Origin of the sequence: Acinetobacter lwoffii (genome assembly GCF_052078135.1) — a bacterium.
In the GTDB taxonomy this organism is placed as follows: Bacteria; Pseudomonadota; Gammaproteobacteria; order Pseudomonadales; family Moraxellaceae; genus Acinetobacter; species Acinetobacter lwoffii_Z.
Genome location: NZ_JBQGUZ010000030.1, coordinates 1 through 26,577 on the forward strand (window position 1 = coordinate 1; position 26,577 = coordinate 26,577).

Genomic DNA, 26,577 nt, shown 5'->3' on the forward strand with positions numbered 1-26,577 from the left:
TGTTTGAATCGATGTATTTCATCCGCAGATTATGCACGAATGCCAAGAAATCCGGAGTGCAAATATTAACCAAAAAGAAGATCGTTTTTTGATTTATGAAAGAGATCTAATCATTATGTTTTCTAAAACAGGTTGTTTTTATCACGTCCTCATCGGTTTTTGGTGCTATATCATTCACACGATTTTTAGCGATTAAAATACCGATCGATCGTATTTTAGCGCTTCAAGATCATAGACTTGATACACAGCATCAAACAGGTAACGAATGTATTCGCTTTCATCCATATTGCGCATCGCCATAAAGACAGGACTCACTGCAAAAGCATCTGCTAGAGGTACAAAGTTGAGATGGGCTAATTTAATGTTTTGTGCGCTTTCCGGTACGATGCAGACGCCTTCTCCGGCAGCGACAAAGCCCAGTGCCAGCTGTAACTCACGGACAATCCGGATATTTTTCGGTTCAAGACCATACTCAGAAAATATGCCACGAACCTGGGTAGAGAAATTTGCCTTTCCAGTATTCGGATATAAGAACAGATGCTGATCGACCAGTTCAGATAAATGTATATTTTCACGATGACCCAGTACATGACTTGAATGAGCTGCCACCACTAGGCGTTCTTCACGCAATAACACGCGTTTTATCGCAGGATCCGAAATTCTTAAACGGCCGAAACCGACATCAATTCTTCCTTCTTTCAGCGCCTGAATCTGTTCATAGGTATTCATTTCCATCATCTCGATTTTGAGATAAGGATGCTGCTGCTTAAATAGAAACACAATACGCGATAGTAAACCGAATAATAAAGATCCGACAAAACCAATGCTAATAGTGCGATCCGCGATGCCAATCCGCTTGGTCATCGATTTTATTTCTTCAGCATTAGACAAAAGTTTAACAGCATGCTGATAGAAAAATTGACCGGCTTCAGTGGTTTTTAGCGGGCGGCTACCACGCTCAAATAGCTGAATATCGAGCTCTTGCTCTAGATTTTGGATCTGTCGGCTCAAAGGTGGTTGAGCAATAAACAGTTTTTCTGCCGCTTTGGTAAAACTTTGTTCTTCGACGACGGCAACGAAGTAACGCAAATGTCTGAGTTCCATGTCTCTGAATACCTTTAAAGTATAAAAAAATGCTAAATCGATCTTAGACCAATCAACATTATTCTTTTAAGGTATATCAAGTCAAAGCATTAAAGCAAGAATGTGAACCCGTATTATGTATAAGTCAGTTGAAACCTTGCTGGTAGAAATCCCAACCATTCGCCCTCACAAGATGGCAGTGGCGACGATGCAAACCCAGACCCTGGTATTGGTCAAAATCACCAATGAAGATGGTTACATCGGTTGGGGTGAAGCCACCACTATTGGTGGCTTAGGTTATGGTGATGAAAGCCCGGAAAGCGTAAAAGTTAATATTGAAACTTATTTTGCGCCTCTTTTAAAAACATTATCCGGTTTAAATGTTGCACAGACATTACAAGCAATCAAAAAGAATATTAATGGTAACCGTTTTGCTAAATGTGCGATTCAGACTGCACTTTTAGACATTCAGGCACAACGTTTAGGTTTGCCATTAAGCGAAGTCCTCGGTGGCCGCTTACGTGACAGTATTCCAGTTCTTTGGGTATTGGCTTCTGGCAATACCGAAAAAGATATTGCAGAAGCAGAGAAAATGGTTGCGGCAAAACGTCACAACATTTTCAAACTCAAAATCGGTTCGCGTCCGGTAGAAGAAGATGTCGAACATGTTCTGGCAATTAAGAAAACCTTAGGCAAAGACGTTTCGATCCGTGTCGATGTGAACCGTGCCTGGTCAGAACTGGAAGCAATTAAAGGCATTCAGTTATTGCAAGATGGCGGTGTTGATCTGATTGAACAGCCATGTGCAATTGATAACCTGGACGCCATGCGCCGCCTGACCCGACGTTTTGATGTTGCCATCATGGCAGACGAATCGTTAATGGGCCCGCACTCAGCTTATGAGATTGCCAAACAAAACGGTTCTTCTGTGTTTGCAGTCAAAGTTGCCCAATCGGGTGGCCTGATTGAAGGCTGTGAAGTAGGCAAGATTGCCAAACTTGCAGGTATTGACCTGTATGGCGGCACCATGCTTGAAGGCCCAGTGGGCACGATTGCTTCGGCACATGTGTTCTCTACTTTTGAAAGTCTGGCATTTGGTACCGAGCTGTTTGGTCCTCTACTGCTGACTGAAGATATTTTGAAAACCCCACTCAACTATCAAAACTTTGAACTTGAGATTCCGAAAGGACCAGGTCTGGGGATTGAGTTGGATGAAAACAAGATTGACAACTTGCGTCGTCAGTAATTAGGAGAAACCCATGCTTTTCCACGTACGTATGGATGTAAACATTCCACGTGATCTGCCAGTTGAACAGGCAAACGAAATTAAGGCTGTTGAAAAGGCTTATTCACAGGAATTGCAGCGTCAAGGCAAATGGCGTCATATCTGGCGCATCACGGGCCAGTACTCAAACATCAGTATTTTTGATGTTGAAAGCAATGAAGAGTTGCACAACCTGTTACAGGGCTTGCCTCTCTATCCTTATATGAACATTGAAGTGATGGCATTAAACCGTCACCCATCTTCAGTTCGAGATGACGACAGTTGATTAAATGAGCGGATTGGGAGTCACCGGATTCCCCTTCCGAATCGAAAACAGAGGGTACCTCAACAAGGATTGTGGCCAGCCAGATTTAGCCAGCCAATGAAAGCTAAAAAAGTGCGCCACTAAAAGATGAAAGACATACTTTAGGAGCAATAGTATGAATCGCCAAGAAATTGATGCATTAGTTAAGCAAATGAACGTTGATACAGCAACCGGCCCTGTAGATGAGCGTGCACAACAAGTTGTTGTGCGTTTATTGGGTGACCTTTTCCAAGCGATCGAAGATCTTGATATTTCCCAGTCAGAACTGTGGAAAGGTCTGGAATACTTTACTGATGCCGGTCAAGCGAACGAATTAGGTTTATTGGCTGCAGGTTTGGGTCTGGAACACTACCTAGACTTACGTGCTGATGAAGCGGATGCTAAAGCAGGTATTACTGGCGGTACGCCACGTACGATTGAAGGCCCACTTTATGTCGCTGGCGCACCTGAAACTGTAAGCTTTGCGCGTATGGATGATGGTTCTGAAGAAGGCAAAATCCCGACTTTAATCATTGAAGGTACAGTGACGGATACTGACGGCAACCGTGTTGAAGGTGCCAAAGTTGAAATCTGGCATGCAAACAGCCTGGGCAACTACTCATTCTTTGACAAGTCACAGTCTGACTTTAACTTGCGTCGCAGCATCATTACCGCTGCCGATGGTCAATATACTGCATTGACGACAATGCCAGTGGGTTATGGCTGCCCTCCAGAAGGTACAACTCAGTTTGTACTGGACAAATTAGGCCGTCATGGTAACCGTCCATCGCACGTACATTACTTCGTATCTGCACCGGGTTACCGCAAGCTGACTACTCAATTCAACATTGAAGGCGACCAATACCTGTGGGATGACTTCGCATTCGCTACTCGTGAAGGCCTGGTGGCAACTGCGGTTGACGTGACTGATGAAGCTGAAATTGCAAAACGTGGTCTGAAAGGTCCTTTCAAACACATTCAATTTGATATTGAACTTGTGAAAGAGAAACAAGACGCACCTTCTACTGAAGTTGATCGTCGCCGCGCTAGCGCTTAATACATTAAGAAGCGGGATATGCCTTGAGATATATCCCGCTGACTTCCCCCTTGGAAAGTCGGAGAAAGGACATGCCTCGTATTCCCGTAATTAACACCAGCCATTTAGACCGCATTGACGAATTACTGGTTGATGATTATGAATCTGGTGAATTTAAACTACACCGTTCAGTATTTACAGACCAGGCCCTGTTTGACCTTGAGATGAAATACATCTTTGAAGGCAACTGGGTTTATCTGGCGCATGAAAGCCAGATTCCAAACAATAACGACTTCTATACTACCTATATGGGTCGTCAGCCGATCATCATTGCACGTAACCGTCAAGGTGAACTGAATGCCATGATCAATGCCTGTTCGCATCGCGGTGCACAATTGTGCCGTAACAAGAAAGGCAATAAAGCAACTTATACTTGCCCATTCCATGGCTGGACCTTCAATAACTCAGGTAAGTTATTAAAAGTCAAAGATCCGGCTGAAGCGGGTTATTCAGACTGCTTTAATAAAGACGGTTCACATGACCTGAAAAAGGTTGCCCGTTTTGAAAACTATAAAGGTTTCCTGTTCGGCAGCTTGAATCCGGATGTTCCTTCTCTGGAAGAATACCTGGGCGAAGCGACCAAAATCATTGACATGATCGTGGATCAGTCTGAACAAGGTCTGGAAGTTTTACGTGGTTCTTCGACTTATACCTATGAAGGTAACTGGAAGTTGACTGCTGAAAACGGTGCTGATGGTTATCACGTGTCTGCTGTACACTGGAACTATGCTGCAACGACTCAGCAACGTAAAGAAAAAGAAGCTGGTGACAACATCCGTGCGATGAGCGCAGGTGCATGGGGCAAACAAGGTGGTGGTTCTTACGGCTTTGAACATGGTCACATGTTACTTTGGACGCAATGGGCAAACCCGGAAGACCGTCCTAACTTTGCCAAGAAAGATGAATACACTGCGCAATATGGCGAAGCTATGGCGAAGTGGATGATCGAACGTTCACGTAACCTGTGTATCTATCCAAACGTTTACTTCATGGATCAGTTCGGTTCACAAATCCGTGTCCTGCGCCCGATTTCTGTCGATAAGACTGAAGTGACGATTTACTGTATCGCGCCTGTGGGTGAAGAGCCTGAAGCGCGTACCCGTCGTATCCGTCAGTATGAAGATTTCTTTAACGCTTCAGGTATGGCGACACCAGACGATCTTGAAGAGTTCCGTGCTTGTCAGGCAGGTTATGCCGGTATCGCGCTGGAATGGAACGACATGTGCCGTGGTTCTAAACACTGGATTCAAGGTCCGGATGATGCTGCCAATGAAATCGGTTTAAAACCAAAACTGTCTGGTATTAAAACTGAAGACGAAGGCCTATACCTGTCTCAGCACCAGTACTGGTTAGAATTGATCAAAAAAGGTATTGCGACTGAGAAAGAAATTGCAGCATCAACTGAAGGAGAAAACGCATGAGCGACATCACTTTAGAAAATATTGCTCAGTTCCTGTATCAAGAAGCTCGCTTTTTAGATGATGAACAATGGGATGACTGGTTAACTTGTTATGCCCCTACTGCATCTTTCTGGATGCCAGCTTGGGATGATGATGACAAACTGACCACAGATCCACAGTCTGAAATCTCGTTGATTTACTATCCAGACCGTCAAGGTTTAGAAGACCGCGTGTTCCGGATCAAGACTGAACGTTCATCTGCAACTATGCCGGACACACGTACCTGCCATAACATCAGCAATATTGAAATTGTTGAACGTGATGGCGACAAAGTGACTGTACGTTTTAACTGGAATACTTTGAGCTTCCGTTACAAAACAAGTTACAGCTACTTCGGTATGTCTCGTTATGAAATTGATTTCTCAGGCGATAAACCACAAATTTTAAGCAAATACGTGGTACTGAAAAACGATTACATCAACCAGGTTATCGACATTTATCACCTCTAAGACTGTTTAAACAGCCAGGTTATGCCTTTCGGTCAGATGGAAAATTGGCTGAAAGGCTCAGTTACAAAGATTTATATAGGATATTCAGCCATGTCAAACCACAATGTTGCACTTCAATTTGAAGATGGCGTTACACGTTTTATTTCTGTTTCAGATGGTGAAACACTGTCAGATGCAGCCTACCGTCAAAAGATTAATATTCCTTTGGACTGCCGTGATGGTGCTTGTGGAACGTGTCGTGCGTTTTGTGAATCAGGTTCTTATGACATGCCTGAAGAAACTTATATTGAAGATGCTTTAACGCCTGAAGAAGCCGCTGAAGGCTTTATTCTGGCTTGCCAATGTAAACCGACTTCAGATGCAGTGTTCCAGATTCAGGCCTCTTCAGAAGTTTGCAAAACTGAAATTCATGAATTCCAGGGTACGCTGGCTCGTGTCGAAAACCTGTCTGATTCGACTATTACTTTTGACATCCAGTTAGATGAAGGTCAACCGGACATTCACTTCCTTGCTGGTCAATATGTCAATGTCGGTATTCCGGGCACGACTGAAACCCGTTCATATTCATTCAGCTCAAAACCGAGTGACCGTTTGACCGGTTTCGTAGTACGTAACGTACCGAACGGCAAAATGAGTGAATTCTTAAGTAAAAATGCCAAAGCTGGCGACAAGATGACTTTTACCGGTCCATTTGGTAGCTTCTACTTGCGCCCTGTGACCCGCCCTGTCTTGATGCTAGCGGGTGGTACAGGTATTGCACCATTCATGTCGATGCTGCAAGTGCTGGAAGAAAAAGGTTCAGAACATCCAGTGCGTCTGGTATTTGGTGTAACCAATGACTTTGACCTGGTAGCGATTGAAAAACTGAACGAACTGCAAGACAAATTCCCGTGGTTCGAATACCGCACAGTGGTTGCTAACCCGGAATCTGCACATGAGCGTAAAGGCTATGTAACCGGTCATATCGAAAACGAATGGCTAAATGGCGGCGACGTAGACATCTACCTGTGTGGCCCTGTACCAATGGTTGAAGCGGTTCGCGGCTGGCTGGATGCTGAAGGCGTAAAACCTGCAAGCTTCCTGTTTGAAAAATTCTCTGCCAACTAATAGAGGGAATTTGTTCAATGTCTAATCGTCAAAGATTTGAAAATAAAGTCGTCATTGTGACCGGTGCCGCTCAAGGCATCGGTCGCGGTGTCGCGCTGCAAGTGGCGAGCGAAGGCGCCCAAGTCGTCATGGCTGACCTTTCCCCTTATGTAGAAGAAGTTCTGGCTGAAATTGAAGCGACTGGCGGTGATGCGATTACGGTCAAAGCCAATCTGGAAACGTTTGCCGGTGCTCAATCAGTCGTTGAAAAAGCGCTAGAAACCTATGGCCGTGTCGATGTCCTGATCAACAACGTCGGTGGCGCGATCTGGATGAAACCTTTCGAAGAATTTTCTGAAGAGGAAATTATCAAGGAAGTGAACCGTTCATTGTTCCCGACGCTGTGGTGCTGCCGTGCAGTTCTTCCGGAAATGATTAAAAATCAGAAAGGTACCATTGTAAACGTATCTTCTATTGCGACACGCGGCATTAACCGTGTGCCATATTCAGCGTCTAAAGGTGGCGTAAATGGCCTGACCGCTTCCCTTGCCTTTGAACATGCCAAAGATGGTATTCGCGTTAACGCAGTGGCAACGGGTGGCACTGAAGCACCACCACGTAAAGTACCGCGCAATGCCAATCCACTGACTGAATCTGAAAAGGAATGGATGCAGCAAGTGGTTGATCAGACCATTGACCGTACTTTCATGGGACGCTACGGTACGATTCAGGAGCAAGTGAATGCAATTGTATTCCTGGCTTCGGATGAATCATCTTATATGACAGGTACAGTGGTACCAGTCGGCGGTGGAGATCAGGGCTAGTCCTGATCATCACGATTTTTAACAGGCTCATGGTTCGACGCAAGGAGGCACATCACCAATGAATACCCTGTTTCAGACATTAAAAAATGATTGGTCAATTTCAGCGACTGTTGCAGGATTTTTAGCAGTGCTAATTTCCTATTCAGGGCCACTGATCATTTTTTTCCAGGCGGCACAGCAAGCCCAGGTTTCCCCAGACATGATGATTTCATGGATTTGGGGAATTTCTATTGGTGCTGCGCTCGCAGGTATCTTTTTATCCATTAAATACAAAATACCTGTTGTCACCGCCTGGTCTGCGCCCGGAACGGCTTTATTAGTCACGCTGTTTCCCGATATTTCGCTCAATGAAGCGGTTGCTGCCTATATCACCTCTGCCGTGGTGATTTTTTTCATTGGGATCACCGGTTATTTCGACAAATTGCTGTCCTGGATTCCTCAGGAAGTCGCTGCCGGAATGATGGCGGGGATTTTACTGCAGTTTGGTTTAGGGTTGTTTACCGCGACCGATACCATGCCCTATATCGTCTTTGGCATGCTGGCGGTATTTTTGCTGGCCAAGCGTTTCAGTCCACGCTATGCGATGGTCTGGGTACTGGTTGCCGGTGTGGTTTTAAGTATGTTACTGGGCAAGATTAACCCGGTCACGGCAGATTTTAGTCTGGCGATTCCGCAATTTATTGCACCGGAATGGACCTGGAGTTCAACCCTGAATCTGGCCCTCCCGCTCATTCTGGTCAGCCTATCGGGCCAGTTTTTACCGGGAATGGCGATTATCAAACTCAGTGATTATGACATGCCAGCCAAGCCGATTATCAGTGCGACCAGTATTGCCTCGCTTGCAGTGGCCTGTGTTGGGGGTATCACGATTGTATTGGCTTCGATTACGGCTGCATTGTGTTTAGGCAAAGACGCTCACGAGCTGAAAGAAAAGCGTTATATCGCTGGTGTGGCGAATGGGCTTTTTTACATTTTAGGCGGCTTATTTGCCGGCAGCATTGTCATGCTTTTTAGCCTGATGCCCAAAGAATTAATTGCGGCTTTGGCAGGACTGGCATTACTGGGTGCGATTGCCACCAACATTTCCGTGGCCATGGGCAAAGAGTCGCAACGTGATGCAGCACTGATCACCTTTTTAGCGACTGCTTCCGGCATGCATTTCTTGGGACTGAGTTCAGTCTTTTGGGGAATTTGCATTGGCCTGGTAGCACATTTTCTGCTGTCACAGAAAAACCGTAACGCAGTTCCGGTTACAGCATCAGATTCAAAACGAGTTTAAAGACATCCATCAGTTTAGGATATGTAAGGACCAGATTATGATAGATAAAAGTTCATTATCATTGAAAGAAGCACTCTCCCAGATCAAGGACGGTTCTACCATTATGATCGGTGGTTTCGGTACAGCGGGTCAGCCTGCTGAACTGATTGATGGTCTGATCGAATTGGGTATTAAAGACCTGATTATTGTCAACAATAATGCCGGTAATGGCGATTATGGTCTGGCGAAACTGCTTAAAGCGGGCGCTGTGCGTAAAATTATCTGTTCTTTCCCGCGTCAGTCAGATTCCTGGGTATTTGACGAATTATATCGTGCTGGAAAAATTGAGCTGGAACTGGTGCCGCAAGGTAATCTGGCTTGCCGTATTCAGGCAGCAGGTATGGGCTTAGGTCCAATCTACACGCCTACCGGTTTTGGTACTTTGCTGGCTGAAGGCAAACCGACCATGAACTACGAAGGTAAAGACTACGTTTTAGAAAATCCAATTAAAGCTGACTTTGCTTTAATTAAAGCTTCTAAAGGCGACCGTTGGGGCAATCTGGTCTACCGTAAATCTGCGCGTAACTTCGGCCCGATTATGGCGATGGCGGCTGATGTGACGATTGCTCAAGTTTCTGAAGTGGTTGAACTGGGTGCACTGGATCCGGAACACATCATCACCCCGGGAATTTTTGTTCAACACGTTGTTCAAGTTAAACCTGCACAATAATTGGCATCGGAGATAAATAATGAGCTATAGCAAACTGACCCGTGACCAGATCGCTGAACGTGTGGCACAAGATATTCCTGATGGCGCTTATGTGAACCTCGGTATTGGTTTACCGACCAAGATTTCCAGCTACCTGCCAAGCGATAAAGACGTCTTCCTGCATTCTGAAAATGGCCTGTTGGCTTTCGGTCCTCCTCCTGCTGAAGAAGACCGCGATCCTGAGCTGATTAATGCTGGTAAAGAATTCGTAACTTTACTTGAAGGCGGTTCATTCTTCCATCATGGTGATTCTTTCGCGATGATGCGTGGCGGTCACTTAGACATCGCCGTACTGGGCGCGTTCCAGGTCGCTGAAAATGGTGACTTGGCTAACTGGCATACCGGTGCACCGGATGCAATTCCAGCAGTCGGCGGTGCGATGGATCTGGCTGTGGGCGCGAAGAAAGTCTTTATTACGACTGACCACGTGACCAAAAAAGGCGAGCCAAAAATCGTGGCTGAACTGACGTATCCGGCTACTGGCTTGAAATGTGTCGACCGTATCTATACCGACCTCTGCGTGATTGATGTCACCCCTGAAGGGATGAAAGTGATTGAGAAAGTTGAAGGTCTGTCATTTGAAGAATTGCAGTCAATGACCGGTGCCAAACTGATTGATGCGACTCAATCAAATTAAGGGGAAGTCCCTCCTTTATTAAAGGAGGGATTTAGGGAGGATTTGAGGAATAAAACTACTTCATTAAATCCCTCCCAACCCCCCTTTAAAAAGGGAGGAGTTTTCTTCTTTTAAATATGTGAGCAAATACACAATGAAAAACGCATATATTATCGATGCCATCCGTACCCCATTCGGCCGTTATGCCGGTGGTCTGGCGCCTGTTCGTGCCGATGACCTGGGTGCACTTCCAATCAAAGCTTTAATGGAACGCAATCCATCAGTGAACTGGGAACAGGTTGATGATGTGATTTATGGCTGTGCCAACCAGGCCGGTGAAGATAACCGTAACGTCGGTCGCATGTCTTCGCTGCTTGCAGGCCTGCCTTATCAGGTTCCAGCAACGACCGTGAACCGTCTTTGTGGTTCATCAATGGATGCAATCGCAATGGCAGCACGTGCGATTAAAGCCGGTGAAGCCAATCTGATCATTGCCGGCGGTGTAGAAAGCATGTCGCGTGCCCCATTCGTGATGGGCAAGTCAGAAACGGCGTATGGCCGTAGCCAAAAGATTGAAGACACCACCATGGGCTGGCGTTTCATCAACCCGAAACTGAAAGAAATGTACGGTGTGGAAACCATGCCGCAAACCGCTGAAAATCTGGCGGAGCAGTTCAACATCAACCGTGCAGACCAGGATCAGTTTGCCCAGACCAGCCAGCAACGTACCGCAGCAGCGCAGGCCAAAGGTTTCTATAAAAATGAAATCATTCCTGTAGTGATCCCACAGCGTAAAGGCGATCCGATCGTTGTCGATACTGATGAACATCCGCGTGCTTCAACCACAGCAGAAGCTCTGGCAAAACTGAAACCCGTGGTCAAAGCAGATGGTACGGTAACGGCTGGTAATGCTTCAGGGATTAACGATGGTGCAGCTGCACTGTTGATCGCGTCTGATGAAGCAATTGCTCAACATGGCTTAAAACCACGTGCCAAAATTATTGGTTCAACCGTCGTTGGTGTTGAACCACGTATCATGGGCTTTGGTCCAGCACCTGCCATTAAGAAATTACTGGCGCAAACCGGTCTGACTTTAGAGCAGATGGATGTGATCGAGCTGAATGAAGCTTTTGCAGCACAAGCTTTGGCTTGTACGCGTGACCTTGGCATTGAAGATGGTTCAGAGAACGTCAATCCGAATGGTGGTGCAATTGCTTTGGGTCATCCACTCGGGGCATCTGGCGCGCGTCTGGTGACGACTGCACTGAACCAACTTGAACAAACTGGTGGTCAATACGGTCTTTGCTCAATGTGTATTGGTGTCGGTCAAGGCATCGCTTTGATTATTGAACGCGTCTAACAACCTATTAAAAAGATAAACCTCCTCCCTGAATGTAGATTTAAAGTACTGCTTTGAATCAAATGCAAGAAAGGGAGGTCGGGAGGGATTTCAATGCCAACATTTACATCCAACGATGCCCAGATCAATTACCAGACCTTTGGTGATGCCAGTAAACCTGCCCTGGTTTTTTCTAACTCACTAGGCACCAAATTCAGCATGTGGCAACCACAAATTAAATTTTTCCAGCAAGATTATTTTGTTGTGTGTTATGACACTCGTGGTCATGGGGCTTCATCTGCACCGCAAGGTCCATATAGCTTGGAACAGTTAGGTCAGGATGTGGTCAATCTGCTGGATCATCTGAATATCCAGAAAGCCGCTTTCTGTGGCATTTCTATGGGTGGTTTAACCGGTCAATGGTTAGCAATCAACAAGCCCGAACGTTTTAGCCACGTGATTATCTGCAATACTGCTGCCAAGATCGGTCAGGAACAGGCCTGGCTGGAACGTGCCGCACTGGTACGTGAACAAGGTCTGGCGCCGATTGCATCGACAGCAGCAGCACGTTGGTTTACCGATCCCTTTATCCAGAGCAACGCAGCGATAGTTGCAGAACTTTCAAACGACCTTGGAGCTGGCAGCCCGGAAGGTTATGCAAGTTGTTGCGAAGCTTTGGCTAAGGCGGATTTACGTGAACAGATCAAAACGATTTCAGTGCCGGTACTGATTGTGGCCGGTCAGCAAGATCCAGTGACGACAGTTGCAGATGGACAAGCCATGCAAGCTGAAATTGCACAAAGCCAGTTGTTTGAAATCAATGCTTCGCACATTTCCAATATGGAACAACCAGAAGCCTTTAATCAGGCGGTTCAGAAATTTATTGCTGCTTAAACAATAAATGCAAAGAAAAAGCCACTGTTGATCAGTGGCTTTTTTATGCTTAGATTTAAAAAACTGGTTCTACATCAGGCCCAGATCACTAAAATCGCTGCAATCACTACTAAGCCCAGACCCCAATGCTCGGTACGTGCAAGTTTTTCTTTAAAGAAATATGCCGAAATCAGCATACTAAACAGAATCTCAATTTGTCCTAAGGTTTTGACCACCGGCACACTCATCATGCTCATGGCAGTAAACCAGCCCAGCGATGCCATAAAACTGCACACACTGACTTTAAAAGTTAAGCCCAGACGCTGCCACATGGCCACTAAAGTCTGGCGACTGAATAGGCTGAGGTAAATCAGCATACTAATACACTGAAAACTGATCACCATTAACAACACCCAGGCCGCACGATGCAAGGTTGGTAAAGTGGTTAATTCCAGACTGGCTTCGCGTACCAGAAGTGAGGTGATGGCAAAACTTAAACCGCTTCCGATGCCAATAGCCAGTGTTCTGGTTGAAAACCCGCTGACCTGTTGGCCTTTACTCAATAAAAATACCGCATATCCGCCCAGCGCCACACCAATCCAGGCCAAAAATGACAAATGATCTGCTAATAAGGTCACACCAATAATGGCGGCTAAAATGGCTTCACTTTTCGCCAGCCCCACCCCAACCGCGTAATTTTTTTGCTTGAACAGTTGCACCATCAGTGCCGTAGCTAAAATCTGGCTGCAACCTGCAATCACTACATAGACCCAGAACTTGGGCGTGAAGTGAACCACACTTTCAACTGGCTTGAAATAATACAGGCTGCTCAGGTAAAGCGCAGCGAATGGCAAACCGAAAATAAAGCGTGCCAGGGTGACTCCCCAGACATCGACCGTGGTGCTGAGCTGTTTTTGAAAGGCATTACGCCAAGCCTGCATAAATGCAGCCATTAAAGTGAAAAAAATCCAGCTGAATGCCATCTATTGAGTGCTATTACAACAAAAGTGAAATAATTCTATGCCTTAACAAAAGCGCTGACTAATTAAAAATAGGATGCTGGCCGATAGCAGAAAGTTTGGCTTAATTGGGAAAGAATCCTGCTAGAAAAATACAATGTGATCTGCCAGTCATATTAAAACGTGAAAATGGTACTAATCTTGCTTAGTCAAATCTTGCTAGGCTGATGTGTGCAGTGTGTATTTATTTTATATGTTTAAAGTATGTAATTAGACCTGAAGTGTAATTGAACTCTTTTTTACTTTGCTCCAATATGAATTCAATAACAACAAGTATTCATCAGTGAAGACGAATACCCCTGTACCAGATCGCCGGATGCTATCTCAGGTAAGGAATGAGAATGACCAGTTTAAATTATTATCAAACCATCTTTGATAAGGCGGGTGATGCCATTTTTGTGCATGATATCGGCAGTGTCGAGTTCATGGACGTCAATGAAGCAGCTGAAGACCTGACCGGTTACAGCAAATCTGAATTAACTAGCATGAGTGTAGAAAAAAATCAGTGCGCATAGCCATGGTTTTGATTTTCACCATGCCTTAAAAAAGGTGCAACAAGCTGCCAGCCATGAAGCAATTACATTTGAATGGATTATTCAGGCACAGAATCAACTGCAGATTCCTGTGGAAGTTTGCCTGAAAACGGTCGAAATTGAGGATCAGCCCAAGCTACTGGCTTTGGTTCGCAACATTAGTGAAATCAAGAAATATCAGTATCAGCTGCAGTCTAAAGATCAGTATTTCAAGATGCTGCTGGAAAACTCGGGCGATGGCATCGCGATTCTGGACCTGCAAGGCAAACTGCTGTATGCCAGCCCTTCTCTGCAACGTATTTTAGGTTATCGTGACCGCTTTGTTTTAAATAAAAATGTGTTGAGTATCATTCATCCAGATGACCGGGTCAAAGTCCGGCAACTGTTATTTAAAAAACCGGCTGAACAGTCGATTGGAGTGCTGCATTACAAAATTCTGCACCATAATGGTAAGTGGCGGCACCATGAAGCAACCTATCGCAACCTGCTCGACCATCCGGATATTCAGGGAATCCTGATCAATTACCGCGATATTAGCGAACGGATTGAAGCAGAAGAAATGGCGCGGGCTCGGGAACGTCAATTAGGCCATATGTCACGCTGCAAAACCATGGGTGAACTTGCGACCGCACTGGCACATGAACTGAATCAGCCCTTGGCTGCACTCAATAATTATGTTGGTGGCAGTATTATCCGTATTCAAAACGGCCTGGCCAATACCACGGAAACGCTGGATGCCATGAATGCCGCACTGGATCAGACCAAACGGGTCAACCAGATTATCCATAGTATGCGCAGCTTTTTGCGCAAAGGCGAAGCCAATTTTCAGGTGCATTCCCTCAATAAACTGATTCAGGACCTGCATCCCCTGATTGGACTGAAAGCCGATCAGGGCGGCTGTACCATTCATTATGAAATGAGTGTGACACCGGTTTCTATCTCTGCTGATGAAACCCTGTTTAGCCAAGTCATCATTAATCTGGTCTTTAATGCGGTGGATGCGTTGCAACGCAATCCTGAAGGCCAACGTGATATCTATATCCGGACCTGGCAGCACAACCAGCATGCCCGAATTGCCATTGCAGACAATGGTCCGGGACTGCAAGGACAAAATCCGGAACAGCTGTTCGAGTCTTTTTATTCGAGCAAGAAAGACAGCATGGGGATCGGATTGACTTTATCGCGTAGCATTATTGAAAACCATCAGGTTTATTTATGGGTCTGCCAAGGTGAATCCGGCGCAATTTTTAATATTTCATTATCTGCACAGGAGCGTGCTAAATGTATTTAAATAATTCTCATGTTCCCGAACCCATTGTCTACGTCATTGATGACGATCAGGATATCCGAAACTCGCTGACCTGGTTGCTGGACTCCGTGCAGTTAGAAACTAAAACCTTTAGCAGTGCGACCGAATTTTTAAATTATCCACAGCCCAATACCCCAGCCTGCCTGATTCTGGATATTCGCATGCGTGGCATGAGTGGCCTGCAGTTACAGCAACAGCTGAATCAGCAGAAGGCCTATATTCCGATTATTTTCATGACCGGTCATGGTGATATTCCGATGTCGGTAAATGCCATGAAAGCCGGGGCTTTTGATTTTCTGGAAAAACCGTTTAATCCGCAGCATATGCTGAACCAGATCCAGGCCTGCCTGCAACAGGCCGAGCAGGACTTTGTCGCAGGTGAAAATCGCAAACAGCAATTGTTGAAACTGAAATCCTTGTCACCACGTGAAAACGAAATTATCAATTTGCTGGTCGATGGCCTGTCAAGTAAACATATCGCGCAGATGCTGAATATCAGTCATAAGACAGTTGAAATTCATCGCACCCATATCCGTCAGAAACTGGGAACGGAGTCGATTGCCCAGATAGTGAATATGGTGCTGATGTGCCGGGAGAAAAGCATGCCGGCGATGGGTTAACCATCGCCTGATCATTTCAATTAGCTTAACTTAGAAAAAGCGGTCAAAGTGAATCTGTTGTTGTGGAATACCCGCCTGATGCGCCATCTGTTCAATGGATTTCACCATCGGTGGTGGCCCGGCACAGTAAATCTCATGCTCAGGTAATTGCTCGCCCAGCACATCATTGATCACATCATGAATGAAACCGGAACGGATGCCGTCTATCAGTTCTGAAGACGTGGCAGGCACGTAATTGAGACGCTCACCCAATTCGGTCCAGTCCCTGAGCTGATTTTCGGTCAACAAATCGCGTTGTTCACGTCCACCGTGGAAGAACCAGACTTTATGATGTTGCAAGCGCGGATTGGCCGCCACACCACGCGCAATCGCCAGCATTGGTGCAAGACCCGAGCCACCAGCAACACAGACAATCGGACGTGGCTGTTCCTGCAAATGCGCCAGACCATAAGGCCCATCAATCTGAATCACGGCATCTTGTCGTTGTTCCTCATCAAACAGTAAATTGGTCATCTTGCCATCCGGCACACGTCGAATCTGGAACACCCATAGTCCTTCGACATTCAGTAAGTTCGACATCGAATAGGCCCGCAGCAATTCCTGATTTACCCAGAGCAATGCATATTGCCCTGGAATAAATTGGGCAGGCTCATCCGACTGCAAATGAATTTCTAAAATATCATGGGTAATCGGTTGCACATGCTTGAGCTTCACGGCTTGCTGTTTTGGCAAAATTTTAGGCGTGCATTGTTCATCTAAACGAACCTTGATCACACAGTCCGATTTAGGCCGACACTGACAAGCCAAAACACGTCCTTTACGTTTGTCACGATCCGATAACCCAGGTGCATCTGCCCACAGATTTTCCACCTCACCCGACAACACTTCAATTTTACAGGTGCCGCAGCCACCCGCGTTGCATTCATAAGGTAAGCCTAAACCTTCACGCAGACCACCGCGCAGCAGGACATCGTCTGCTGCACAGTGATAATGCCCCTGTCCTTCAATCTGGATTTTATACATAGGGCGTTACTCCACCAAATAGACCTGACCATCACGTACAAATGAGGTGTAAGTTTTGAGTGGAATACTGCACGGTGCACCACACGGCTCACCGGTTTTAATATCGAAGGCGCCAGCATGGAACGGACATTCCACTTCGCAGCCATCAACTTCGCCATCAGCCAAAGATGCATCCCCATGGGTACAGGTATCATCTGTGACGTAAAATTCACCATCTTCCAAATGGAAAACCGCCAGTGGTGTATAACCGTCAATAATCACCTGTAAACCTTCGCCCTGTTCAATATCCGAAGTGAGGCAAAGAAATTTTTCTGCAATATTGGTCATTTGAATATTCATGCGCTCAACTCCTCAATCGGTGAATCGGTTTCTTCAGGTCCAAGCGTGTGATAACCGCCATCGGCATGGATCACACTGCCAGTCAGTAATTTCGCTTTTGGACTACAAAGCAGACTTAGAGCTTCTGCCACCTCTTCAGCATCGGCAATACGACCCAGCACATGGAAACGACCCGCAACACGATCGGTTTTCGGACGATCATTGCCTGAAATCATTTGCATTGGCACAGACCAGGTCCATCCCAATGACAAAGCATGGACACGGATACCGTCACCCGCTAAATCCAATGCCATACTCTTGGTCAGTTGTTCTAAAGTGGCTTTTGAGGCTGGATAGACCCAGCGCTCTTTTTGAGCAATGCGGGCGCTGACACTACTGATATTGATCACTGCAGCATCAGAACTCGCTTTCAGCAATGGGCGGCAGGCCTGTACCAATGCAGCATGACCAAACACCGTGACATTGAAAGTATTTTGCCAATTTTGACGTGTCGACTGGGATCCATGATCTTTATACAGACAGGCCAGATTCACCAGAATATCGACTTGCGTCAGCTTACCCACCAAGGCCTGAATGCTGTCATCACTGGCCAGATCCAGATATTCAAAGCGAGTTTGGGTTTCATTTGCGACCTGTTGGCCTTGTTCCTGATTAATATCAGCAATAATGACGTCGGCACCCAGCCCCTTTAATTCTTTAACCACTGCTTGACCAATGTGAGTCGCTCCTCCAGTGACCAGAACCACTTTATTGTTCAGATCGGTCATGAAGCCTCCTTATATTGTGGCCATTCACTAAACTGTCCTTTGCAGAACAGCAATGGACGCTGATTGCTGTGACGGCATTGCCCAATTTTTCCGAGGAAAATTTGATGATCCCCGGCTTCAATCTGCTTTCCATTTTTGCAAACAAACTGCACCACACACCCTTCCAATACGGGCGCTTTAGACTGTTCAATATTCCACACACCATGCTGGAATTTATCGGCAATGGGCTTGGCAAAGTTCAGACCAACGTCCTGCTGGTCTGCACCCAGAATATTAATGGCAAAGTATTCTGCATTTTCAAAAACCGTACGGCTTGGTGAATGATTCACCAGACTCCATAACACCAGCGCAGGATCTAATGACACGGAACTAAATGAATTAATAGTCAGTCCGACAGGTTGCTGCTGTTCATCCAGACAGGTGACAATCGCGACACCTGTGGCAAAACCGCCGAAGGCCTGCCGAAGCGCCTTCGCTTCAGCAAGATCAACATCCTGCCATAACACTTCAGGCAGCTGCATGATTAAACTCCTTGCGTGATAGGTATTCTTTTGCGCCTTCTGCACCATCAACGGCTGGCCAGAAACCACGTGGATGGTTGAAGTGCCCCATAAAGTCATCAGCAATGACACTGTTTTGAGATGCAGCACCCAAGACCTGAAGCAGGCTTTCACTTGGCGGATTCAGCAACAGGTTGGTAAATTCAGTGGTATAGCGACCGGAATATTCCCAGAATTCATCAAAGACTTGCGTCATCCATTCGGCAGTAAAGGCTTCATCGCCATGCGCCAGAATGGCCTGCAGATAATGCTCGACCATACGAGTCGCATTGTTTGCGCCCTGACCAGCAATCGGGTCATTGACCATAACTGTGTCGCCAATACCCCAGATTGCAGCGCCATTGTCCAGGGTCGCAACCGGATAACGAACTTCTGGACGGAATGCGCCTTTCAGCCAGGCATTCGGATCACTCAGTTCCATGTTATCGACCATACGGAAGCTCTGGTCTGGGGTTACCTTGGCTACCGCTTCTTTCATGCGTTGCAGCATTTCATCACCGCTGGTCACGTCATCAAAGATATCCATCGGGCCATTTGGTACACATTCGAAGAGGAAGCTACGGCATGGACCATGGGTATGGCTGTAAAACGGCATGCTGAAATATTCACCCGCGCCGGCAATAAAATTAAAGTGCAAGGTTTGCGACGGCTGCCCCTGCCAACTGTTCGGTCCGCACAAGTCATCACCTACCACCAAAGCCGCGGCCAGTTTACGTGGCGGTGCCTGATGCACTGAACGGGATTCCTTACGCTTAAACAGGCTGGTGATATTGCCCTTTCCGGCAGCAAGAATCGTCAGATCATTTTCAGCTGAAATCACTTCAAGATCTTCAGGACTGACATTTTGAATGACCAGTTTGCCACCACGGCGTGGATATTCTTCTAGCCAGCAGTGGTATTTGGTGCGCTGGTCCATGGCAATTCCTTTATTTTCATGCAGGAAACCGGTCAAAGGCAATGCAACCGTACCATCTGGACCACGGAAGTCGACATGAATCGCTTCTCCATGATATGCCTTGCCATCCCAGAAATTCAGGCCCAGTTTGCGTTCCACTTTCAGTGTATTGGCGAAGAACATGGTGGTACTGACCATGCGGCCATGTAACAGTTCTTCAGCTGGACGATCGACATATACAGTGACGTCATATTTGTGTTCGAGTAATGAGAATGCCAGTAATAAACCTGCCTGCCCACCACCAATAATTGCGATTTTTCTCATCTCTTGAATCCCTCTTTGCGCCGTGTCTGATGCAGCAGCTGTTTTTATGTGCGCGCTCAAGTTGTCGGATACGGCTGATTAAAAGTCAGGTTTAATTTCACCCGGTCAAATTTCCACTCACCTTCTTCATCACAGCGAACAGTGGCTTGATAAAATCCGCCTAGGCAGCTGGTAGTGGCCTGCATGCCTTTTTCGGCAAGGTTGCAGATTTCCCAGAGCATCCAGCTGACATTGGCATGATGCTGATCCAGCACTTTGATATCCGGCATGGCCATAATGTGCAGGCTCCACAGCACCTGAGCTTCAGCAATGCCAGACAGCGCATCCAGAATGTTTTGCCGACCTTGATATTCGCCAAAACCATTTGCACACCAGACCGCATCTTCATGAAACAGATGCTGCATAATGGCTGGGTTGTTGCGCTGGTCCGCTGCGGTTGCATAGCGGCCCACCAGGCTGCGAATGGCTTCGCAGCTTTCCAGGTAGTGCAAACGGGTTTCTAGATTGTGCTGGCTCATATTTAATTCCTTTAAACGTTGACCACGTCACCGCTTTCATAGACAAAGCGGGTTTCTTCAAAGGCATATGGCACACCAACTGAACCTTTATATAGTTCGATATGTGGTGCAATTTCAGCAAAGCTCAGGCTAAGCCAGTACAGCTTGTGTAGCTCTTCCGGCAATGAGCCCAATGGATATTGGTCTAATGCCGCCAGCAGGTTACGCATTTCCGGCAGAATCGCATCATAAAATGCCTGCAGCTCTTCTTTGGCAGAGTTCAGACGGGCCAGATGACGCTGTTTAGAGGTTCCAAGTGCCCACTTCGCGACAAAAGGTTCGAGAGCAGCAAAGTCAGCAGGCAGTTGTGAAATGATATTTGACATGTGCATTCTCCTTATGCGCGATTCAGGTATTGTTCAAGAACGTGGTAGCCATGACGGATCAGGATTTCTTCATCCTGTAAATGCATGACTTTTTTGGCTTTAGATTCCAGTGCTTCCTGGGTATCTTCCATGGTTGCAGTATCTTCTAACCAGGTATTACGCTGCAGTACCTGAGCAAATTCCTGTGCCCAGCGCTCTGAATAGGTTTTCGCTTTAGGCAGGTAGTAACGGCCTTCCCAACGGGTTTTGTTGTGACCGACTGGCCAGAACTGATGGGTAAACCATACGCCTTCTGTCACATGCACCAGAATGTTCGGGAAAATGACAGAAAGCTCGAATGAAAAATCATCACGGTCATTTGGATTCACTGACTTCGGTAACTGCGTACGTTCGTAGTGATTGACCAGTGATGCTCCGGTAATTTCCCCGGAAAGCGCCGCAGCCGGTTTCGGATTGGCATTTTTAGTGAGGCAGACCGCACAGGTACGATGATCGCCAAACAGTTGTACTTCTTGCAGACCAGATGCAAAGACATTCGGGAATGAACCGGCATGGATGGTTGCCACGTGATAGGCCTCAGCAAAGGCATCGTGCGCGACTTTCCAGTTACAGTTCAGTACCGTGTTATAGGCAAAGCATTCTTCCATTTCATGGAACGGGTAACCGCCTAAATGTGTACCCATGCCGCCCAGGAATTCTTCTACACCTTGAGTGCCTTCATTATCCAGGTTCACGAAGATAAAGCCTTCCCAGACTTCGGTACGGACTGGTGCCAGACCGTTATGGCCTTTGTCAAAGCAGGAGGTAAATTTTTCTTCTTCTGGAACACTGACCAGATCACCTTTGGCATCATAGACCCAGCCGTGGAAACGGCAGGTCACGACTGCAGCTTTATTTGACCCGAAAGTTCATTATCGGTTTCTACCACAACCTTGTTGCCACGGTGCGAACAGATGTTGTGAAAACCGCGGATTTCGCCGTCTTTGCCATGCATAAGAATCACGGAAGTTTTAGCAAAATCCAGACGTTTGACCTTGTAATCGCCTTTCTTTGGAATTCCTTCAACACGACCGACTTTTAGCCAGACTTTAGAAAATACCTTGTCGATTTCTTCCTGATAGATTTCCGGTGAAATACATGGCTCGGTTGGAATAGGCTCAATACCGAGTTCAGGATAAAGTTCACCCCAACGGAGTTTAGAATTACTGTTCATATGACATTCCTGTTCAAGTTTCTAAGTTCTTTACTTTCAATAGGCAGTGGTGTGGCACCACTGCAGCTGTTGGTTAAATCCAGTTTTGATTAAAGTTGATAGTGTTCGCGCACCAGATCTGCGATGCCGAGTTTTTCCAGAATTGGCATTGGACACAGGAACGTGGCACGTACCATGCCCGGCAGACGGCTGATTTCAATCGAACCGGTAATGGTGCAGCGGTTCATCACTTCGTCATAGCTCAGACCCGTAGTTTTAGCCGCGCGATTCAGTGCGTTTTCAGTGGCATCATTCAGGTTTTTACCGGTACCCATAAAGGTGATTGGACCGCTTTCTTCGATTTCGGTCTGGCCCCAGCGTTCGCCGAGTGCTTTCACTTTCTCTTTTTCTTCTTTGGTAAATGGACGAGCCATCGGTGGAAGATCATCTGCTGCCTGTAACAGGATTGGACCATCAATGGTCAGACCTTTAATCACTTCGACTTGCAATTCGGTTTCACCAGACACGTCCGTGGCATGACCGGCAATTTCGCCATTGCCTTGCTGTGCATGCATGTCGCCCATGTACACACCGGCGCCTGGCACTTTAACCGGACAGATCAAGATACAACCCGGACGGATAGAGTTGGTATCCATGTGGCCATCGGTTTTTGCTGCAACAAGCTCATCTTCTGTCATGCCAAATTTGTGCGGTGCATTAATCAGGTACTGACCAAAGTCATGACAGTTATGTGAGTCAGGTAGATCACGTGATGGTGTTGTACCAATGTTGCCCAGGAATGGACGCATATGCGCTGCTACACCCGGCATATCGGCACGTGCTAGTGACAGAATTGAGTGTTGTGCTGCATGTTCAGGCAGTGCAGACAGTTCATTGGCATTACCAGCAAGTTTGTTGGCAATCTCCTGATTGACCGTCAAACTCACTTTGTTTTCTTCATCCAGTACGATCACATAACCATGTGAAAATTCAAAAGCACTAACTTCTGCATCACAGTTTTTGCAACGGATGGCATCTTCACCAATACCCTCTACATAGCTTGCAGGCTGTTCTGTACCACATGCGCTACAGTATTTCGCCACAAACGGGTCGCCGTGGTAACGTCCTTCAACAAAGCTCATGACCCCTGAAGATGTTGCAATCGAGGTCACTTTCATTTTCTTGATTTTAAGTGCAACGGCGTCACCCACTTCTGCACCTTCAATAAACACAGGTAATGTCACCTCATGACCGCCCTGGAATGCAGGGGTAATCATTGGACCCCAACAGCCCGGAGGTGTACCAGTTTTTAAGGTTCCGCCATTTTTCAGTGGACCGAGCATGCGCTGGCTAGGACCGACAATACCACCCGAAAATTCATTCACCAGCAGATAGTCCACTGCATTATTACTGCCTGCTGCATAATCCTGATTTTCAATCTTCATCGTATTACCCCTATAGTTTTAAATAACTGTCTGTTTAAAATGGAACTGTGATATCAAGTGCGAATTTCTGACCTTCTGGCCGGTTTTTTACATCAAATTCTTTCTGGTATTTGGCGGCAACTGCGACGCCTTTAGCGAATTGGTAGCGCACTTGCGGACCAATACTGGCTGCTTTTGCCTTGAACTCGCCTAGTACGGCTCCTTCACCGGAGTCACCTTCAAGCTGGCGATGCACATAACCACCTAGATCGACTGCCAGAGGTCCCATGTGCTTGGCCACGATGTAATCCACATGCAAGGCATTACCCGACTCATAATTGGTATCTTTGTTTTCAAAGTTGATGTCATACATCCACTTGGTACTGACTTCGATGCCTTGCTGGTTCAGATAAGTCGCAGAAGCAATTGGCTGAATGGTGTAGTAATTACGACCGATATTGGCGAGGCGGTTTTTGTTATATGAACCGACTGGGATATAGAAATCGACACCCGTTGCGACATGCCAGTTGCCTTTATGCCAGCCCAGCAGAAATGGATCGATAATCACATCACCCAATGCAGTTTTTTCATCCTGTCCACCGCCCAAAGTGATGTCGGCATTGGCATAGACCAGAAATGCGTGCATACCCCACGTTGCACCTAGAAAGGTCTTGTCACTGACATACACACCACGCGCGACGGTGGCAAAGGTATCCAGCTTGAAATCATCAAATACCGGATGATCATTTTTGAATTTGTCTGCTGAATAAAACTGGTTGTAGCTCACCAGGTAAGTACCTGGAGGTAGCATTGCACCACCTAGAAAACTTTCAGTCCCATCCGGATAGGCACTACCACCATTTTCAGCTGCAAATGCGAACGGTGCACAGCTGATCAGGCTTGTGGTGAGTACCACTGATTTCAGATATTTGCTTAGCATTTACAGCTTTCCCCTAGTCTTCAAAGTCTTTAGTTGCAGGGCTTTCAAAGCCTCAAGCGCATGACTTAATCTAGACCTGAAACATGGTAGGGAAATATAAGGACGAATCTGTGTTTAGATAGGCAAAATCTGGAGATAGCTAGCTGAAACCGCGCAGTACTCTAGGTGTTTTTCTGGAGAAAATTTAGCTAAATGGCACATTGTTATAGGTGAAATCACCTATAAAACAGTCAGAAAATGACCATTTTTTTGGAAAAAATTTAGGAATATAAAATTGTGCCTGATGGCCTTTCATTTTTCTTTTAACAATCCAGATAATCCTTTCGCATCGGGATAAAGCGAATTCCATGTTCTTCAGTATATTTTCCCGTTTCCACAAAACCAAAGCGCTTGTAAATATCCAAGGCATAAAGACTGGATTTTACCGTAATACTTGAATGGCCTTGACGGCGGATCTCGCTTTCTAAAAAGCGCCACATTTGCCGGCCATAACCCTGCCCCTGATAGGCTTGGTTCAGGAAAAAATGCATGAAGTGTGCAGGTTCCATATAAGCCACGACACCTATCACCTGATGATCGATTTCTGCCACAAAATAATGAATGTCCGGACGCTCGAAAATGGTCTGGATCATCTCAGGCTGAAAGCGCTGGCGACCTTCTTCCGAACTGATCACGGCATCGACAAAGGGTGCAATCACATCGACAATGGCAGGAGTATCCTGAAGATTGGCTTTTCTAATTTTCATGTTTTTTTTAATTCCTCTTTATTAGCTTGCTCACATTAAAAATTTTTTATTCTTAAAAGTTAGCTGTTCTTGAATGGACTTCCCCCAAATTTAAAAACCGGTCGGAATATTTGGTAATATCCGTCAATACGCCTTGTCCGTGTTTTTAAGATGGCAACTCACTCTATTTAAAAATCTATTTATTTAAAAGCTTGTTTAACTATACTTTTTTATTAAAACAAAGATTCAATTGATGTTTCATTTAATATCAAGCAGCCTATATTTACAATTCATCCATATAGAATTTTCAATGAAATTTTTATGATGTTTCTTTATCAGGAAGAAAATTAGGTAGGCATTCTGAACCTTTTTTCGTGTTCATCATCGATAAACATTTTAGGTCGTTCGCTTCCCTACAGGGAGTTTAATGAAACATTTTGAATGTGCCATCTGCAAGCAACAGCTGTTTTTTTACAAATCAGTTTGTGATCACTGCCTGTCACCGATCGGTTATATCGCTTCGGAAAAAGAGCTATGCGCATTCGAAAAACAGAGTGCTGAGCGATGGGTTCCAATCGCCAAGAACTACCAGCATGCCAGTTATAAACCCTGTCACAATTATGTAAATTATCAGGTATGCAACTGGATGATTCCTAGCGATGAAGACGAGGAGTTTTGTGAATCCTGTCAGCTGACTCATGTCATTCCTGATCTGGAAAATTCCGAGAACCTGATTTACTGGTTTCGACTGGAAGAAGCCAAACGCCGTTTTCTGTATTTGGCACAGCGCATGAACATGATGCCACGTCCTAAAAAGTCTGAAGATGATCCATTTGGTCTGCGTTTTGATTTTCTACTGCCACAAGAAGATAAGCCTGTTTTAATTGGTCATGCCAATGGGGTCATTACCCTAAATGCCATTGAAGCTGATGTGGTTTATCGTGAAACTACACGCGTGAATATGGGTGAAAACTACCGGACTTTATTGGGCCATTTTCGTCATGAAAGCGGCCATTATTATTTTGCACTCATGCAACATATGCATCCGGAACTGTTAGATGAATTCCGTCAGTATTTTGGCGATGAGCGGCAAGACTACAGCAAGGCACTTGAACGCCATTATAACGAAGGCGCGCCAATCAACTGGCAGGAAAAGTATATTAGTGCTTATGCTACCGCCCATCCCTGGGAAGACTGGGCAGAAACCTGGGCGCATTATCTGCATATGATGGAAACACTGGAAACTGCCTACTATGGTGGTATGCGTGTTGAAGGAAATGGCAGCTATCTGGCCAGTATGGATTTTAAAGAATGCCCGATTGGTGGACAGGATTTTGAACATATTCTGGAAAACTGGGTCACCTTGACCTTTAATCTGAATGCCTTAAACCGTTGTATGGGTCTGGAAGATGCCTACCCGTTCAAGCTGAGCGAAGCGGTTAAAGACAAGTTACGATTTATTCACCGGCATGTGCTGGAAAAAGTTTTTAAATAGGGTGTGTTGACACTTTTAGTTTAAAAAAATAGCGAAGTAGTAAAATCAAATCGCCAAACCCAATTTTACTATTCGCTATGCCTCGTACCATGCTGACAGATCAACACT

The 26,577-nt window shown here is 45.9% G+C and carries 30 protein-coding genes; 16 read left to right on the forward strand and 14 right to left on the reverse strand.

Annotation, left to right across the window (positions count from 1 at the left end; translation table 11 throughout):
- Positions 1-192: 192 nt before the first annotated feature.
- Positions 193-1,104: a LysR family transcriptional regulator gene (locus tag ACTL4S_RS14760; protein WP_168386886.1), complete on the reverse strand. Its 912-nt coding sequence runs from the start codon at positions 1,102-1,104 to the stop codon at positions 193-195.
- 115 nt (positions 1,105-1,219) lie between these two features.
- Between ACTL4S_RS14760 and ACTL4S_RS14765 the strand changes: the two genes are divergently transcribed.
- The 12 genes from ACTL4S_RS14765 (at position 1,220) to pcaD (ending at position 12,442) form a co-directional block, all read left to right on the forward strand.
- A complete protein-coding gene (locus ACTL4S_RS14765) occupies positions 1,220-2,329 on the forward strand; it encodes a muconate/chloromuconate family cycloisomerase (RefSeq protein WP_441299586.1) in 1,110 nt (369 codons plus the stop codon).
- 13 nt (positions 2,330-2,342) lie between these two features.
- Complete coding sequence (gene catC, locus ACTL4S_RS14770) at positions 2,343-2,633, forward strand: muconolactone Delta-isomerase (RefSeq protein WP_004647036.1); 291 nt, start codon at positions 2,343-2,345, stop codon at positions 2,631-2,633.
- Between the two features lie 154 nt (positions 2,634-2,787).
- The gene (gene catA, locus ACTL4S_RS14775; RefSeq protein WP_441299587.1) at positions 2,788-3,708 is read left to right on the forward strand and encodes a catechol 1,2-dioxygenase; all 921 of its coding nucleotides are present in this window, start codon (positions 2,788-2,790) and stop codon (positions 3,706-3,708) included.
- Positions 3,709-3,779: 71 nt separating this feature from the next.
- The gene (gene benA, locus ACTL4S_RS14780; RefSeq protein ID WP_004647039.1) at positions 3,780-5,168 is read left to right on the forward strand and encodes a benzoate 1,2-dioxygenase large subunit; all 1,389 of its coding nucleotides are present in this window, start codon (positions 3,780-3,782) and stop codon (positions 5,166-5,168) included.
- Positions 5,165-5,656 carry a benzoate 1,2-dioxygenase small subunit gene (gene benB, locus ACTL4S_RS14785; RefSeq protein WP_004647040.1) on the forward strand — a complete coding sequence of 164 codons (492 nt, stop codon included), beginning with the start codon at positions 5,165-5,167 and terminating at the stop codon, positions 5,654-5,656. The genes benA and benB overlap by 4 nt, the downstream gene beginning before the upstream one ends.
- A gap of 90 nt (positions 5,657-5,746) precedes the next feature.
- Positions 5,747-6,763 (forward strand): benzoate 1,2-dioxygenase electron transfer component BenC, encoded by a 1,017-nt coding sequence (gene benC / locus ACTL4S_RS14790; RefSeq protein ID WP_191112262.1) that lies wholly within the window; start codon positions 5,747-5,749, stop codon positions 6,761-6,763.
- 17 nt (positions 6,764-6,780) lie between these two features.
- Positions 6,781-7,566: a benzoate diol dehydrogenase BenD gene (benD, locus tag ACTL4S_RS14795; protein WP_180086978.1), complete on the forward strand. Its 786-nt coding sequence runs from the start codon at positions 6,781-6,783 to the stop codon at positions 7,564-7,566.
- 58 nt (positions 7,567-7,624) lie between these two features.
- Positions 7,625-8,845, forward strand: coding sequence for a benzoate/H(+) symporter BenE (gene benE, locus ACTL4S_RS14800; protein ID WP_441299588.1), 1,221 nt, complete (start codon positions 7,625-7,627; stop codon positions 8,843-8,845).
- Between the two features lie 37 nt (positions 8,846-8,882).
- Complete coding sequence (locus ACTL4S_RS14805) at positions 8,883-9,554, forward strand: 3-oxoacid CoA-transferase subunit A (protein ID WP_004731110.1); 672 nt, start codon at positions 8,883-8,885, stop codon at positions 9,552-9,554.
- A 19-nt stretch (positions 9,555-9,573) separates the two neighbouring features.
- The gene (locus tag ACTL4S_RS14810) at positions 9,574-10,230 is read left to right on the forward strand and encodes a 3-oxoacid CoA-transferase subunit B (RefSeq protein ID WP_191112260.1); all 657 of its coding nucleotides are present in this window, start codon (positions 9,574-9,576) and stop codon (positions 10,228-10,230) included.
- A gap of 133 nt (positions 10,231-10,363) precedes the next feature.
- Positions 10,364-11,569 carry a 3-oxoadipyl-CoA thiolase gene (pcaF, locus tag ACTL4S_RS14815; RefSeq protein WP_441299589.1) on the forward strand — a complete coding sequence of 402 codons (1,206 nt, stop codon included), beginning with the start codon at positions 10,364-10,366 and terminating at the stop codon, positions 11,567-11,569.
- Positions 11,570-11,662: 93 nt separating this feature from the next.
- Positions 11,663-12,442 carry a 3-oxoadipate enol-lactonase gene (gene pcaD / locus ACTL4S_RS14820; RefSeq protein WP_441299590.1) on the forward strand — a complete coding sequence of 260 codons (780 nt, stop codon included), beginning with the start codon at positions 11,663-11,665 and terminating at the stop codon, positions 12,440-12,442.
- 74 nt (positions 12,443-12,516) lie between these two features.
- Here the strand turns inward: pcaD and ACTL4S_RS14825 are convergent, their stop codons facing one another.
- Positions 12,517-13,404 (reverse strand): EamA family transporter, encoded by an 888-nt coding sequence (locus ACTL4S_RS14825; protein WP_005251925.1) that lies wholly within the window; start codon positions 13,402-13,404, stop codon positions 12,517-12,519.
- A 377-nt stretch (positions 13,405-13,781) separates the two neighbouring features.
- Here ACTL4S_RS14825 and ACTL4S_RS14830 point away from each other — a divergent pair, with 377 nt between their 5' ends.
- Genes ACTL4S_RS14830 through ACTL4S_RS14840 form a run of 3 tightly spaced genes read left to right on the forward strand, consistent with a single transcriptional unit; the run spans position 13,782 to position 15,902 of the window.
- Positions 13,782-13,955: a PAS domain S-box protein gene (locus ACTL4S_RS14830; RefSeq protein ID WP_441299591.1), complete on the forward strand. Its 174-nt coding sequence runs from the start codon at positions 13,782-13,784 to the stop codon at positions 13,953-13,955.
- Positions 13,956-13,989: 34 nt separating this feature from the next.
- Positions 13,990-15,264, forward strand: a complete 1,275-nt coding sequence (locus tag ACTL4S_RS14835; protein ID WP_441299592.1) for a sensor histidine kinase — start codon at positions 13,990-13,992, stop codon at positions 15,262-15,264.
- Positions 15,255-15,902, forward strand: coding sequence for a response regulator transcription factor (locus ACTL4S_RS14840; protein ID WP_441299593.1), 648 nt, complete (start codon positions 15,255-15,257; stop codon positions 15,900-15,902). The genes ACTL4S_RS14835 and ACTL4S_RS14840 overlap by 10 nt, the downstream gene beginning before the upstream one ends.
- A 30-nt stretch (positions 15,903-15,932) precedes the next feature.
- On the opposite strand, the gene ACTL4S_RS14845 is transcribed toward ACTL4S_RS14840, so the two are convergent.
- The 12 genes from ACTL4S_RS14845 to ACTL4S_RS14900 all read right to left on the reverse strand — a co-directional run bounded on the left by ACTL4S_RS14845 (position 15,933) and on the right by ACTL4S_RS14900 (position 24,995).
- On the reverse strand, positions 15,933-16,925 hold the full coding sequence (locus ACTL4S_RS14845; RefSeq protein ID WP_441299594.1) for a 2Fe-2S iron-sulfur cluster-binding protein: 993 nt from the start codon (positions 16,923-16,925) through the stop codon (positions 15,933-15,935).
- A 6-nt stretch (positions 16,926-16,931) separates the two neighbouring features.
- Entirely contained in the window at positions 16,932-17,264 is a 333-nt protein-coding gene (locus ACTL4S_RS14850; protein WP_441299595.1) for a non-heme iron oxygenase ferredoxin subunit, read from the reverse strand.
- Entirely contained in the window at positions 17,261-18,031 is a 771-nt protein-coding gene (locus ACTL4S_RS14855) for an SDR family oxidoreductase (RefSeq protein ID WP_441299596.1), read from the reverse strand. Before ACTL4S_RS14855 ends, ACTL4S_RS14850 begins: the two co-directional genes overlap by 4 nt.
- Positions 18,028-18,552, reverse strand: a complete 525-nt coding sequence (locus tag ACTL4S_RS14860) for a flavin reductase family protein (RefSeq protein ID WP_441299597.1) — start codon at positions 18,550-18,552, stop codon at positions 18,028-18,030. Before ACTL4S_RS14860 ends, ACTL4S_RS14855 begins: the two co-directional genes overlap by 4 nt.
- Positions 18,539-19,810: a styrene monooxygenase/indole monooxygenase family protein gene (locus ACTL4S_RS14865; protein ID WP_441299598.1), complete on the reverse strand. Its 1,272-nt coding sequence runs from the start codon at positions 19,808-19,810 to the stop codon at positions 18,539-18,541. Before ACTL4S_RS14865 ends, ACTL4S_RS14860 begins: the two co-directional genes overlap by 14 nt.
- Before the next feature lie 56 nt (positions 19,811-19,866).
- Positions 19,867-20,328, reverse strand: coding sequence for a nuclear transport factor 2 family protein (locus ACTL4S_RS14870; RefSeq protein WP_441299599.1), 462 nt, complete (start codon positions 20,326-20,328; stop codon positions 19,867-19,869).
- A gap of 11 nt (positions 20,329-20,339) precedes the next feature.
- A complete protein-coding gene (locus ACTL4S_RS14875; RefSeq protein ID WP_441299600.1) occupies positions 20,340-20,693 on the reverse strand; it encodes a hypothetical protein in 354 nt (117 codons plus the stop codon).
- Between the two features lie 11 nt (positions 20,694-20,704).
- Complete coding sequence (locus ACTL4S_RS14880) at positions 20,705-21,574, reverse strand: aromatic ring-hydroxylating oxygenase subunit alpha (RefSeq protein ID WP_441299601.1); 870 nt, start codon at positions 21,572-21,574, stop codon at positions 20,705-20,707.
- Entirely contained in the window at positions 21,571-21,906 is a 336-nt protein-coding gene (locus tag ACTL4S_RS14885; protein WP_441299602.1) for a Rieske 2Fe-2S domain-containing protein, read from the reverse strand. The genes ACTL4S_RS14880 and ACTL4S_RS14885 overlap by 4 nt, the downstream gene beginning before the upstream one ends.
- Positions 21,907-21,995: 89 nt before the next feature.
- Positions 21,996-23,330 (reverse strand): acetamidase/formamidase family protein, encoded by a 1,335-nt coding sequence (locus ACTL4S_RS14890; RefSeq protein ID WP_441299603.1) that lies wholly within the window; start codon positions 23,328-23,330, stop codon positions 21,996-21,998.
- A 34-nt stretch (positions 23,331-23,364) separates the two neighbouring features.
- Positions 23,365-24,249, reverse strand: coding sequence for a SphA family protein (locus tag ACTL4S_RS14895; protein ID WP_441299604.1), 885 nt, complete (start codon positions 24,247-24,249; stop codon positions 23,365-23,367).
- Positions 24,250-24,551: 302 nt separating this feature from the next.
- Positions 24,552-24,995, reverse strand: a complete 444-nt coding sequence (locus ACTL4S_RS14900; protein ID WP_441299605.1) for a GNAT family N-acetyltransferase — start codon at positions 24,993-24,995, stop codon at positions 24,552-24,554.
- Between the two features lie 406 nt (positions 24,996-25,401).
- Between ACTL4S_RS14900 and ACTL4S_RS14905 the strand changes: the two genes are divergently transcribed.
- Positions 25,402-26,469, forward strand: coding sequence for a zinc-binding metallopeptidase family protein (locus ACTL4S_RS14905; protein WP_441299606.1), 1,068 nt, complete (start codon positions 25,402-25,404; stop codon positions 26,467-26,469).
- Positions 26,470-26,577 lie beyond the last annotated feature (108 nt).

Bases quoted from the DNA above. Each gene is read 5' to 3' on its own strand.
- ACTL4S_RS14850 (WP_441299595.1), bottom strand. From the start codon at position 17,264: ATGAATATTCAAATGACCAATATTGCAGAAAAATTTCTTTGCCTCACT.
- ACTL4S_RS14810 (WP_191112260.1), top strand. From the start codon at position 9,574: ATGAGCTATAGCAAACTGACCCGTGACCAGATCGCTGAACGTGTGGCA.
- ACTL4S_RS14860 (WP_441299597.1), bottom strand. From the start codon at position 18,552: ATGCAGCTGCCTGAAGTGTTATGGCAGGATGTTGATCTTGCTGAAGCG.
- ACTL4S_RS14845 (WP_441299594.1), bottom strand. From the start codon at position 16,925: ATGTATAAAATCCAGATTGAAGGACAGGGGCATTATCACTGTGCAGCA.
- ACTL4S_RS14900 (WP_441299605.1), bottom strand. From the start codon at position 24,995: ATGAAAATTAGAAAAGCCAATCTTCAGGATACTCCTGCCATTGTCGAT.
- ACTL4S_RS14805 (WP_004731110.1), top strand. From the start codon at position 8,883: ATGATAGATAAAAGTTCATTATCATTGAAAGAAGCACTCTCCCAGATC.
- ACTL4S_RS14895 (WP_441299604.1), bottom strand. From the start codon at position 24,249: ATGCTAAGCAAATATCTGAAATCAGTGGTACTCACCACAAGCCTGATC.
- benC (WP_191112262.1), top strand. From the start codon at position 5,747: ATGTCAAACCACAATGTTGCACTTCAATTTGAAGATGGCGTTACACGT.
- ACTL4S_RS14840 (WP_441299593.1), top strand. From the start codon at position 15,255: ATGTATTTAAATAATTCTCATGTTCCCGAACCCATTGTCTACGTCATT.
- ACTL4S_RS14830 (WP_441299591.1), top strand. From the start codon at position 13,782: ATGACCAGTTTAAATTATTATCAAACCATCTTTGATAAGGCGGGTGAT.
- ACTL4S_RS14890 (WP_441299603.1), bottom strand. From the start codon at position 23,330: ATGAAGATTGAAAATCAGGATTATGCAGCAGGCAGTAATAATGCAGTG.
- benE (WP_441299588.1), top strand. From the start codon at position 7,625: ATGAATACCCTGTTTCAGACATTAAAAAATGATTGGTCAATTTCAGCG.
- ACTL4S_RS14875 (WP_441299600.1), bottom strand. From the start codon at position 20,693: ATGTCAAATATCATTTCACAACTGCCTGCTGACTTTGCTGCTCTCGAA.
- ACTL4S_RS14760 (WP_168386886.1), bottom strand. From the start codon at position 1,104: ATGGAACTCAGACATTTGCGTTACTTCGTTGCCGTCGTCGAAGAACAA.
- pcaF (WP_441299589.1), top strand. From the start codon at position 10,364: ATGAAAAACGCATATATTATCGATGCCATCCGTACCCCATTCGGCCGT.
- pcaD (WP_441299590.1), top strand. From the start codon at position 11,663: ATGCCAACATTTACATCCAACGATGCCCAGATCAATTACCAGACCTTT.
- ACTL4S_RS14825 (WP_005251925.1), bottom strand. From the start codon at position 13,404: ATGGCATTCAGCTGGATTTTTTTCACTTTAATGGCTGCATTTATGCAG.
- benD (WP_180086978.1), top strand. From the start codon at position 6,781: ATGTCTAATCGTCAAAGATTTGAAAATAAAGTCGTCATTGTGACCGGT.
- ACTL4S_RS14885 (WP_441299602.1), bottom strand. From the start codon at position 21,906: ATGAACAGTAATTCTAAACTCCGTTGGGGTGAACTTTATCCTGAACTC.
- ACTL4S_RS14905 (WP_441299606.1), top strand. From the start codon at position 25,402: ATGAAACATTTTGAATGTGCCATCTGCAAGCAACAGCTGTTTTTTTAC.
- benB (WP_004647040.1), top strand. From the start codon at position 5,165: ATGAGCGACATCACTTTAGAAAATATTGCTCAGTTCCTGTATCAAGAA.
- catC (WP_004647036.1), top strand. From the start codon at position 2,343: ATGCTTTTCCACGTACGTATGGATGTAAACATTCCACGTGATCTGCCA.
- ACTL4S_RS14765 (WP_441299586.1), top strand. From the start codon at position 1,220: ATGTATAAGTCAGTTGAAACCTTGCTGGTAGAAATCCCAACCATTCGC.
- ACTL4S_RS14870 (WP_441299599.1), bottom strand. From the start codon at position 20,328: ATGAGCCAGCACAATCTAGAAACCCGTTTGCACTACCTGGAAAGCTGC.
- ACTL4S_RS14855 (WP_441299596.1), bottom strand. From the start codon at position 18,031: ATGACCGATCTGAACAATAAAGTGGTTCTGGTCACTGGAGGAGCGACT.
- catA (WP_441299587.1), top strand. From the start codon at position 2,788: ATGAATCGCCAAGAAATTGATGCATTAGTTAAGCAAATGAACGTTGAT.
- benA (WP_004647039.1), top strand. From the start codon at position 3,780: ATGCCTCGTATTCCCGTAATTAACACCAGCCATTTAGACCGCATTGAC.
- ACTL4S_RS14865 (WP_441299598.1), bottom strand. From the start codon at position 19,810: ATGAGAAAAATCGCAATTATTGGTGGTGGGCAGGCAGGTTTATTACTG.